The organism is Sphingobacteriales bacterium, assembly GCA_016711285.1.
Taxonomy (GTDB): domain Bacteria; phylum Bacteroidota; class Bacteroidia; order Chitinophagales; family UBA2359; genus JADJTG01.
Genome location: JADJTG010000017.1, coordinates 27,010 through 37,545, shown reverse-complemented (window position 1 = coordinate 37,545; position 10,536 = coordinate 27,010). Strand labels below are relative to the sequence as shown.

Here is a 10,536-nt window from a genome sequence, read left to right as displayed (position 1 = left end):
ATGCAGTCGTGCAATACGGCGATGTTAGTAACTTCTCTGCTTTTCTAATAGCCTCAAAGAAAACCCCTTACACCTTGATTTCTATTGCTGCTTATTCGGGTGCGAAAATATATCTTCCAAAAAAGTGTTTTCAACCAAATGAGGTAGCGTCACCTGCAACTGCGGATTTTTTTTCATAGCACGCTCTATCGCAAAACGCGCCCCCGCATTGCGTGCCCACGAACGGCGTGCAATGCCATTGTTTACGTCCCAATACAACATATTCTGTAATCGCCGTGTTGCCGCTTCGCTGCCATCGAGTACCATACCGAAGCCGCCATTGATAACATTGCCCCAGCCCACACCGCCGCCATTGTGAATACTCACCCAAGTTGCCCCTCTGAACGCATCGCCAATTACATTATGGATAGCCATATCCGCCGTAAATTGCGAACCATCGTAAATATTACTCGTTTCGCGGTAGGGCGAGTCTGTACCCGACACATCGTGGTGGTCGCGCCCCAACACGATAGGTGCTGAAATTTCGCCTTTGGCAATTGCATCATTAAATGCCTGCGCAATACGGCGGCGACCTTCGTCATCGGCATATAAAATGCGTGCCTGCGAACCCGCCACCAAGCGGTTGGCTTCGGCTTGCTCTATCCACAGCAGATTATCCTGTAATTGCTGGCGAATATCGGGCGGAGCTTCTTGCAGCAATTGGCGCAATACCTGTGCTGCAATGTGGTCGCTGCGCCGCAAGTCGGCGGCATCGTTGGAGCAACACACCCACCTGAAAGGACCAAAGCCATAATCAAAACACAAAGGTCCCATAATATCCTGCACATACGAAGGATATTTAAAAGCACCATCAGGCGTATCAATATCAGCACCTGCATCGTGTGCCTGCTTCAAAAAAGCATTTCCATAATCAAAAAAATACATGCCTCGCGCACTCACGGCATTAATCAGCTCCACATGGCGGCACAAAGTTGCCTGCACTGCTGCTTTGAATGACTGCGGCTGCTCGGCAATCATCGCTTGTGCTGTTTCAAAAGGCATACCCGCCGGATAATAGCCGCCCGACCAAGGATTGTGCAAAGAGGTTTGGTCGCTGCCCAAATCGGGGGTGATATTTTCATCGTATAATTTTTGCCACAAATCCACAATATTTCCCTGATAAATCAAAGCAACAGCTTCGCCCGTTTGGAGGGCAGCCCGCAAGCGCGGAATGAGCAATTCCAAATCGCTGAACACATTGGCAACTTGTACATAACCGTCGTTGCAGCGTTGTTGAATAGCTTTGGGATTGATTTCTGCAATCAGCCCTACGCAACCTGTAATCACCGCCGCCTTTGCCTGTGCGCCCGACATACCGCCCAAGCCGGAGGTTACAAATAATTTGCCGCTCAAAGAAGTAAAAGCAGGGGTGTGGTCGCCACCGTTTCGGCGTTGTTCCAACAGGCGTGCCGCATTGAGTACCGTGAGGGTAGTGCCGTGCACAATTCCCTGCGGACCTATATACATAAACGAGCCAGCAGTCATTTGTCCGTATTGTGTTACACCGAGAGCATTAAAATAATTCCAGTCTTGGTCTTTACTGAAATTCGGAATCATCATACCATTGCTCACCACCACGCGCGGTGCTTCGGGGTGCGAAGGAAACAAACCGAGTGGGTGTCCTGAATACAGCACCAAGGTTTGGTCGTCTGTCATGGTAGCGAGGTATTGCATCGTGAGGAGGTATTGCGCCCAGTTTTGAAACACCGCACCATTGCCGCCGTAAGTGATGAGTTCGTGGGGGTGCTGCGCCACAGCATCGCTGAGATTATTGGAGAGCATGAGCATAATGGCGGCGGCTTGTTTGGAGCGATGCGGAAATTCGTCGATATGCCGCGCCTGAATGGCGTAGGTGGGGCGAAAACGGTACATATAAATACGTCCGTATTGCTCTAATTCCTGCAAAAATTCGGGTGCGAGCGTGGCGTGGTGCGCCGCCGAAAAATAGCGCAAAGCGTTGGCGAGTGCCAGTTTTTTATCTTTGAGCGTAAGGGCAGAAACATCGCGCTTGGGCGCGTGGTTGATGCGCGGGTCGTAGGGTGGGAGCGGAGGCAGTTCTTGGGGAATACCCTGCAAAACAGCCTGCTGAAAGGTAGAATGTGTTGTCATAAGATGCAAGCAAAAATCGCTTAAAAGATAAGCCGATAATTTTGAATTTTACGAGATAATCGCCTTTTGCGCTTGCTTTGCTGCATAAAATGTTAATTTTGCTTTCCAACTCAATTATACCAAAGAGATAAGAGATGCTACATATTGTTCCTACCCCTGTCGGAAATCTGGCAGATATTACGCTGCGTGCCTTGGATACGCTGCGCCGCGCCGATTTAATACTTGCCGAAGATACGCGCACCACTGCCAAATTATTGCAACATTATCAAATTGCAGTGCCTACGGCTTCTTTTCATGCCCACAACGAACATGCGGCTTTGGCAAAATATATAGAGCAACTCAAAAGCGGCAAACACATTGCGTTGGTGAGCGATGCCGGTACGCCTGCCATCTCCGACCCGGGATTTTTGTTGGTGCGTGCCGCCGTGCAAGCGGATATAGCAGTAGAGTGCCTGCCCGGGGCTACCGCTTTTGTGCCTGCATTAGTGGCTTCGGCTTTGCCCTGCGACCGCTTCATTTTTGAAGGTTTTTTGCCACATAAAAAAGGGCGCAAAAGTCGTTGGCTGCAACTCAAGGAGGAAGAGCGCACGTTGGTGTTTTACGAGTCGCCTTTTCGTTTGACGCATTTGTTGGAGGAGGTGACGATTTTTTGTGGCGACGAACGCCCCGTGGCGGTGGCACGAGAATTGAGCAAACTGCACGAAGAAATTAAGCGGGGTACTGCCGCCGAAGTGTTGGAATATTTCAGGCAAAAAGGCGTGAAAGGCGAAATAGTGGTGGTAGTGGGCGGAAAAAGCAGCGAAGCGTGAGGGAAAACAGTTTAAATTTAGGTAGATGGACATACAGTTATCAAATGAATTTTAACCTCGCAGTTAAATGATAATGCACAATTTATTTTAATTGTTGTTATTGTTTTGACTTATTTTTAGGCTTGGTGGTCTTCCATTGCAACGGTAAAACTATTAAAGAAAAATGCAAATGCAGTAACCTGTAAACAATTGTAATTGGAATTCTATATATTTTTCGTTAAATTCTTTGTAAGTGGAATGATGACAAATACAACTCTATAATTTATTAAATCCAATTGATGACTATAGATATAAGGTGATATTATCACATCTTGTTTTTGGGTAAAGAAATGCCTTTTTGAAGTAGCAATTTTATTTTTTAAACGTTCAAGATATTACAATGATGTTAATTTTGTATTAAAGCTTATTGTAAACTGCCTTATGGACCATTAAACGCTAACACTTTCATTGATTTTTATTTTATTGGGCGTATTATTGAGTGTTGCTATTTTATTTCAAGTATCTGTTCATAATACTGAAACATTAGATACATATAGCAATGACGGACAAAATCTATTTTTATTTGCTCCATTGTTGAGTATTGCGCTGGGTGTTTATTTTATCTATAAAGCTACCATTCAAGAAATCAACGAAACCTTTGAAAGGAAATACTCTAATAAAATCCTAAACTATCTGAATAATTTTTTGGCTACAAAAAGCAGAAATCCATTTTGGATATTTTTATTGATGTTTCCTGTTTTTTTCATGGTAACGCTGATTTTAATTTTGTTTGGACAAGACAGCAACTCAATTATAAAAGTGTTTACCGACACGGCAACCTGGAAATTATCGCAGCAAACTCACCCGCCGATTCTTGAACACACAACAGGGCATTATTTATGCACTGTTGCAGCAGCAGGACACCCAAAAATAGTAAAACCCATACGATTTGGGCAAAGAAACGGTAAAACCATCATAGTAAACAGACAATTGCTCATAGCAAACGCATTTGAAGAGCTGATTCAAGATGTATCCCCCAAAGCACACTATTTCATCAGAACCTGCTACGACAAATACGGATACAACCTTTCAAAGAAAATAAATACGGTAGCCCTTTCAAATACAACTTATATTTTGATGAAACCTTTAGAGTGGGTATTTCTAATTTGTTTGTATTTGTTTTGCAATAAACCGGAGCAAAAAAATCAATCATCAATACACTGCTTTGAACTAACTGATGACGATTTTCAAAAACCCGTCTGCACAAAGTCTAAAATCTTATATTGATATTCAATTACTGCCATTCGGAGTTCGGGAAACAATTTTTGCAATAATTAAATAAAAAAAATGATATTTAGATTTATAATAAAAAATGTTTATTTTGGCTGCTATATCTTTCGGGTATAGAAGAAAATATATCATCGTTTTTACACTGAATTATCAAATAAATTACGATTAATATTCTATGACAGCAAACAAAGAATCGTGGGGTACGCGCGTGGGCTTGGTGTTGGCAATGGCGGGCAATGCCGTAGGTTTGGGCAATTTTTTGCGCTTTCCCGTACAAGCTATTCAAAATGGCGGCGGCGCATTTATTGTGCCGTATTTGGTATGTTTTGTGCTGATGGGCATTCCGCTTTTGTATGTCGAGTGGGCTATGGGGCGTTTTGGCGGCAGACACGGGCATCATTCCACGCCTTTTATTTTGGGTAGTATGGATAAACGCAGCTTTTGGAAATATATCGGTGTATTCGGTATTTTTACCAATTTGGCGGTGGCGGCTTATTATTGCTACTTGGAAAGCTGGACACTCAGCTATGTGTATCATTCTGTGGTGGGGTCTTTTGCGGGGCAAAGTTCGGATAGCGTAGCGGCTTTTTTTGATAACTATATTGCGCTCAATACTGCCGAGCCTGTTGTTTTCTGGATTATTTGTTTGCTGCTCAACACTTGGATTCTTTCGCGCGGCTTGAGCGGCGGCGTAGAAAAAGTCGCCAAAATCGGTATGCCTTTGCTAATTGTGTTCGGGGTTTTTTTGGCGGTTCAGGGCATCACGCTCCAAGCCGGCACACACGGAGCCGTGAATGATGGTGCAGTGGGTTTAAACTTTTTGTGGACTCCCGACTTCTCCTCCATCTGGAACGCCAAAGTATGGATGGCTGCCGCCGGACAAATTTTCTTCACGCTTTCGGTGGGTATGGGCAGTATTCAGTGCTATGCTTCCTATATAAAAGGCAAAGACGATATCGCCCTTAATGCCATGAGTGCGGGCTGGATGAACGAATTTGTGGAAGTGGTACTCGGCAGTGCTATCCTTATTCCGATTTCGGTGGGTTATTTGGGCATCGACCGCGTTATTGAAATGACTAAAACCGGCGGCTTGGGATTGGGTTTCAAAACGCTGCCTTATTTATTTCAGCAGTGGGGTGCGCTGATGGCTACTTTTTCGGGCGTGATGTGGTTCGGACTCTTGTTTTTTGCGGGCATCACCTCTTCTTTGGCAATGGGAACACCCTGTATGGGATTTTTGCAAGATGAATTTGGCTGGAAACGCAAAAATGCAGCTTGGGCATTCGGGGCTTGTGTGCTTATTCTGGGCTTGCCTACGGTATTATATTTTAAAGAAGGTGTTTTTGATGAATACGACTATTGGGCGGGTACATTTTCATTGGTGGTATTTGCTTTGTTCGAAACAATTTTGTTTGCCTGGGTATTCGGTATGAAAAAAGGCTGGCACGAAATTACAATGGGAGCGGATATCGAAGTACCCGAAATTTTTAAATTTATTATAAAATACATCACACCTTTGTTTTTATTGGTTGTTTTTGTAGGAAATATTCCGGTGATTTGGGAAAAAATCAGCAACCCTGCCAATATATATGTGCAAATGTCGCGCTTGGGCTTGTTGCTGCTGTTTTTGGGAATTTGCTATTTAGTATGGGTGGCTTATCAAAAGCGGCTGCGTGAAAATCGCTTTCATTGATTGAAAAAATGATGTAAAAAAAAGCAAAAGAGTCGTTGGAAACAACGGCTCTTTCTGCTTTTACAATGCAAAATATTTATAGATAAAAAGAACTACAAAGGCTTGATATGCAATTCTTTATATTGTTTATCATCAATCGGTGAAGGCGCATCAATCATCACATCTCTGCCGGAATTGTTTTTAGGGAAAGCAATAAAATCGCGGATAGCATCAGCACCGCCCATCAGCGCACATAAGCGGTCGAAGCCGAAAGCTAAACCACCATGCGGCGGCGCACCAAATTCAAAAGCTCCGAGCAAAAATCCAAATTTACCCATAAACTCCTCCTCGTCCATACCCAACAATTCAAATAATTGCTGCTGTAAAGCGCGGTCGTGGATACGAATAGAGCCGCCGCCGATTTCTGTGCCGTTGAGTACCATATCATAAGCATTGGCACGCACGGCTCCGGGGTCGCTGTGCATTTTTGCCATATCTTCCTTTTTCGGTGAAGTAAAAGGGTGATGACAAGCCGCCCAGCGTTTTTCTTCTTCGTCCCACTCCAACAAAGGAAAATCAATTACCCATAAAAATTTAAAATCGTCTTTTTTGCGCAAGCCCAAGCGGTCGCCCATTTCAAGGCGCAATATATTGAGTTGTTTGCGTGTTTTGTCGGTTTCGCCCGCCAAAATCAGCAGCAAATCGTTGGGTTGGGCATTCATTTTTTGCGCCCACTCGCGCAGGTCGGCTTCGCTGTAAAATTTATCTACCGAAGATTTCAACGTGCCATCAGCATTGTATTTTACCCACACCAAACCTTTTGCGCCCACTTGCGGACGCTTGATGTAGTCGGTGAGTTCGTCAATTTGTTTGCGTGTAAATTCGGCACAGCCCTGTGCGCAAATGCCCACTACGAGTTCAGCATCGTCAAATACCGGAAAGTTTTTTCCTTTTGTCACTTCGTTCAATTCCACAAACTGCATACCGAAGCGAATGTCGGGTTTGTCGCTGCCGTAGATGCGCATAGCATCATCGTAGGTCATACGCGGAAAATCGCCCACTTCCACGCCGTGCACATATTTCAAAATATGGCGCATCAGCCCTTCAAAGGTGTTCAGCACATCTTCCTGCTTCACAAAAGCCATTTCGCAGTCTATTTGTGTAAATTCGGGCTGGCGGTCGGCACGCAGGTCTTCATCGCGGAAGCAGCGCACAATCTGAAAATAGCGGTCGTAGCCGCTCACCATCAGTAGTTGCTTGAACGTTTGCGGCGATTGCGGCAGGGCATAAAATTGTCCTTCGTTCAGGCGGCTGGGTACTACAAAATCACGCGCACCTTCGGGCGTTGATTTGATGAGATAAGGCGTTTCTATTTCCAAAAAATTGTTTTCGCTGAGGTAGCGGCGCGTTTCCTGTGCAATGCGGTGGCGCAAAATGAGGTTTTTTTGTATAGGATTGCGGCGCAAATCCAAATAGCGGTATTTCATACGCAAATCTTCGCCGCCGTCTGTATCATCTTCAATCGTAAAGGGAGGCGTTTTAGATTTGTTGAGTACGCTGAGGCTATTCACCAACAGTTCTACATCGCCGGTGGGCAGGTTGGCGTTTTTGCTGCTGCGCTCGCGCACCGTACCCTGCGCCTGAATCACAAATTCGCGCCCTAATGTTTTGGCTTGCTCGCAGAGAGTAGCATTGTGTTCGTTGCTGAAAACAAGCTGGGTGATGCCGTAGCGGTCGCGCAGGTCAACAAAAACCATCGCACCAAATTCGCGAACACGCTGCACCCAACCGGCGAGCGTTATTTGCTGAGAAATATGTTGCGGACGCAATTCGCCGCAAGTGTGGGTTCTGTACATATATTGTTTGGAGTGAAATTTGTTTTTATTTGTTTTTTAGTAAGCTAATATTTCAAGGTTAATAGATTGTTTTTCGGGCAAATGCTGATGTTGCAATTCTGTTGCAAGCGGGTCAGTCTGATAAAAATTGTCAGGTTTGCTGCCGCCCGAATATGTTTTTTTAGAAAGTACCAACCCGCGATATTGTATGTCTATATTTTGAGGGTAATTATGCAAACGCTTGGCTGTTTGGCAAATATATTTACAGAATTCATAACCTGCCCGAACTTGTTTCATAGCACCAGTAGGATTGGTTGTTTTCAACTCTATAATAAAAACAAAAAACTGATCTTGTTTTGGATAAAAAATATAGTAGTCGGAAATTTTGCATAAATTTTCTTCCTTCATATTAAAAAAAGGAAAATGATTTTTCACGTTATCAAAACTCAAACATAAAAATTTTCCTTGTTTATTCAGTTTTATTTCATCACCGCTACTGTGTTTCAGTGTAGCATTAGCCCCCGAAAAGAAACTTTGTATGTGATATTGATGATGTCGGATATAGTTTGCAAAAAAATATCGGGTTTCATTCCGTTCAGGGTTTTTCGTTGAAATATAAATCCTGCGTTCTTTGGTTTAATTCATGCGTAACACTATCCATCGTTTCTATTTCAAAGCCGCTTGTATCTACCAAAATCGGAATGGCTTTGCGCGAGTCGTTTCGAAACAAAAGCACTGCGATTTTTTCGGGGTCAAGCATCATATCCGCGCTGTATTTATATTTCTTGGCAAAAGCGGGTTTTGCCTGCAACATAATTAAATTGTTGAGTTCGCGCACAATATAATCGCTGTGGGTGCTGATAAGCACTTTAAAACCTCTATTGACGATTTTGGCAATAATGCGCGCCATCAGTACTTGATTATCAGGGTGCAAACTCATTTCGGGTTCGTCTATGATAATAAAATCCCCTTCAGAAGCCATGTGCCGAAAATAAATCACCAAGCTTGCCAGCGATTTTACCACAGAAGCCGACAGATGAACAGGTAATTTTGTTTTTTTAGTACCTTTCGGTATAAATTCTACTTCTCCTTCTTTGGAAACAAGCACTTGTCCTTTTAAAATCTCACGCTCTATTTCATCAGCAAAATCGTTAAAACTGCTTTTTTGTTTAGAAAAATTGGCAAGGTCTTCTGCAATTTCGAGACTGTCGCGTATAGGGGCAGGGTAGCGTGTGGCGCGGCGGCTGATATAATCAAAGGGGTTTTTAATGTCTTTTTGGCGTTCTAATATATCATCTATCAAGGCACTTCTTTTTAAAGAAAGCTCTTTCGCAAAAATGTTCACCGCAATTCGTTCGGCAGGGGCGATGTAGGTGTTTTTTGGATGGAAAATGCTGTAAAAAAAGCCTCTAAGACAAGAAGCTACTAATCCATCAAAAATTACCTCTGTTTTTTCTATATTAAGATGTTCAATTTTTAAGAGCGGCGAATTTGTATCTTTTTTTATAACTAGGTCAACATCTTCAATATCAGATTTGCTATATTTAAAAGTATAAAAATATTGTTTTGATAATACTGTTTCTTGGAGGTCGTCCAGATTAATTTTGATTTCCGTTGATTTGAAATAGTTTTTTTCAACTCCAAAAACTTGGGCTATTAATGTGACAAAATAAGTTGTAGAAAGCAGCCTTAAATAAGTATCATTATTTTTTACTATATAGTCTATTACATCAATAGTAGTAGTATGTTCATGCTCTTTGCTAAGATCATATGTAAATGTATCTTCTCTTTGGGGTAATTTTAAAGGAACAGGGGGGGTAAAAAGATCCATATACTTCAAAAACCCATACACTGCATAAGCTATATATGTTTTTCCGGTATTGTTGTGTCCGCACAATACCGTAAGATTTTTACTGAGGTCAATGCTTACCTCTTCTACATAGCCCAAGTTTTTTATCTCTACTTGCATGGTTCACTGATAGTATATTTTTTTCAATAACTATGCCACTCCCGTTATTTATTTCCCGCCGCCTTTGAGCATATTATCTCGGATAGCTTTGAGTTTGTGTTTGGTATCAAAAGCGAAATCGCTGCGCTGCACCCAATCGAAGTATTGCGGCTCTTCGCGCAGCACCTCCTCCACAATTCTGCCTTTGTGCTTGCCAAAATTAAAACGTATCACATTGCCGTCGCGCACGAGCCGCATGGCACTGTCCACATATTCGGCATCTTTTGAAAATTCGTGCAAAGCGGGCACTGTACTTTCCAAATCAGGATAGCGTTCTAATTGTGCCAATAGCACCTCCATTGTGGCATCTACATCGGCGGTGGCGGAGTGGGCATTTTCTAATATTTTGTTGCAGTAAAACAAATACGCCGCTGCCAAATCGCGCTTCTCTTTCTTCTGAAAAACTTTAAAAGCATCTACGCAATGGCGGTTTTCCATATCAAATATGATGCCTACACGATAAAATTCTTCCTGTAATAAAGGAATATCGTAGCGATTGGAGTTGAAACCTGCCAAATCGCAGTCTTTCAAAAAATCGTTGAGTTCAAAAGCTATTTTTAAAAAAGAGGGTTTGTCCTGCACATCGGTATCGCTGATACCATGTATGGCAGTTGCTTCCGGCGGAATGGGTATTTTGGGATTTACCAAGGTGTGGTACTCTTCTATTGCACCCGAAGGCAGCAATTTTTTTATATATATTTCAACAATTCTGTCTTTTTGAAAACTCGTTCCCGTGCTTTCTAAATCAAAAAATGCGATAGGGCGTGCTAATTTTAATTTCATGGATTGGTGTGA

General features: G+C 43.0%; 8 protein-coding genes. 3 read left to right on the top strand and 5 right to left on the bottom strand.

The window, feature by feature from the left end; all coding sequences use genetic code 11:
* Positions 1-81: 81 nt before the first annotated feature.
* The gene (locus IPL35_16155) at positions 82-2,148 is read right to left on the bottom strand and encodes a urocanate hydratase (GenBank protein MBK8444838.1); all 2,067 of its coding nucleotides are present in this window, start codon (positions 2,146-2,148) and stop codon (positions 82-84) included.
* 134 nt (positions 2,149-2,282) lie between these two features.
* Between IPL35_16155 and rsmI the strand changes: the two genes are divergently transcribed.
* The 3 genes from rsmI to IPL35_16140 all read left to right on the top strand — a co-directional run bounded on the left by rsmI (position 2,283) and on the right by IPL35_16140 (position 5,919).
* Positions 2,283-2,957: a 16S rRNA (cytidine(1402)-2'-O)-methyltransferase gene (gene rsmI, locus IPL35_16150; GenBank protein ID MBK8444837.1), complete on the top strand. Its 675-nt coding sequence runs from the start codon at positions 2,283-2,285 to the stop codon at positions 2,955-2,957.
* Positions 2,958-3,404: 447 nt separating this feature from the next.
* Positions 3,405-4,223 (top strand): hypothetical protein, encoded by an 819-nt coding sequence (locus IPL35_16145; protein ID MBK8444836.1) that lies wholly within the window; start codon positions 3,405-3,407, stop codon positions 4,221-4,223.
* A 178-nt stretch (positions 4,224-4,401) separates the two neighbouring features.
* Positions 4,402-5,919, top strand: coding sequence for a sodium-dependent transporter (locus IPL35_16140; protein MBK8444835.1), 1,518 nt, complete (start codon positions 4,402-4,404; stop codon positions 5,917-5,919).
* 92 nt (positions 5,920-6,011) lie between these two features.
* Here IPL35_16140 and aspS read toward each other — a convergent pair whose 3' ends face one another.
* The 4 genes from aspS to IPL35_16120 form a co-directional block, all read right to left on the bottom strand.
* Complete coding sequence (aspS, locus tag IPL35_16135) at positions 6,012-7,754, bottom strand: aspartate--tRNA ligase (GenBank protein ID MBK8444834.1); 1,743 nt, start codon at positions 7,752-7,754, stop codon at positions 6,012-6,014.
* 36 nt (positions 7,755-7,790) lie between these two features.
* Positions 7,791-8,030: a hypothetical protein gene (locus tag IPL35_16130; protein MBK8444833.1), complete on the bottom strand. Its 240-nt coding sequence runs from the start codon at positions 8,028-8,030 to the stop codon at positions 7,791-7,793.
* 298 nt (positions 8,031-8,328) lie between these two features.
* Positions 8,329-9,702, bottom strand: coding sequence for an AAA family ATPase (locus IPL35_16125; protein ID MBK8444832.1), 1,374 nt, complete (start codon positions 9,700-9,702; stop codon positions 8,329-8,331).
* A 48-nt stretch (positions 9,703-9,750) separates the two neighbouring features.
* Positions 9,751-10,524 carry a 3'-5' exonuclease gene (locus tag IPL35_16120; protein ID MBK8444831.1) on the bottom strand — a complete coding sequence of 258 codons (774 nt, stop codon included), beginning with the start codon at positions 10,522-10,524 and terminating at the stop codon, positions 9,751-9,753.
* Positions 10,525-10,536 lie beyond the last annotated feature (12 nt).

Coding starts and splice junctions, on each gene's coding strand:
- IPL35_16155 (MBK8444838.1), bottom strand. CDS start 2,148: ATGACAACACATTCTACCTTTCAGCAGGCTGTTTTGCAGGGTATTCCC.
- rsmI (MBK8444837.1), top strand. CDS start 2,283: ATGCTACATATTGTTCCTACCCCTGTCGGAAATCTGGCAGATATTACG.
- IPL35_16140 (MBK8444835.1), top strand. CDS start 4,402: ATGACAGCAAACAAAGAATCGTGGGGTACGCGCGTGGGCTTGGTGTTG.
- aspS (MBK8444834.1), bottom strand. CDS start 7,754: ATGTACAGAACCCACACTTGCGGCGAATTGCGTCCGCAACATATTTCT.
- IPL35_16130 (MBK8444833.1), bottom strand. CDS start 8,030: ATGAAACAAGTTCGGGCAGGTTATGAATTCTGTAAATATATTTGCCAA.
- IPL35_16125 (MBK8444832.1), bottom strand. CDS start 9,702: ATGCAAGTAGAGATAAAAAACTTGGGCTATGTAGAAGAGGTAAGCATT.
- IPL35_16120 (MBK8444831.1), bottom strand. CDS start 10,524: ATGAAATTAAAATTAGCACGCCCTATCGCATTTTTTGATTTAGAAAGC.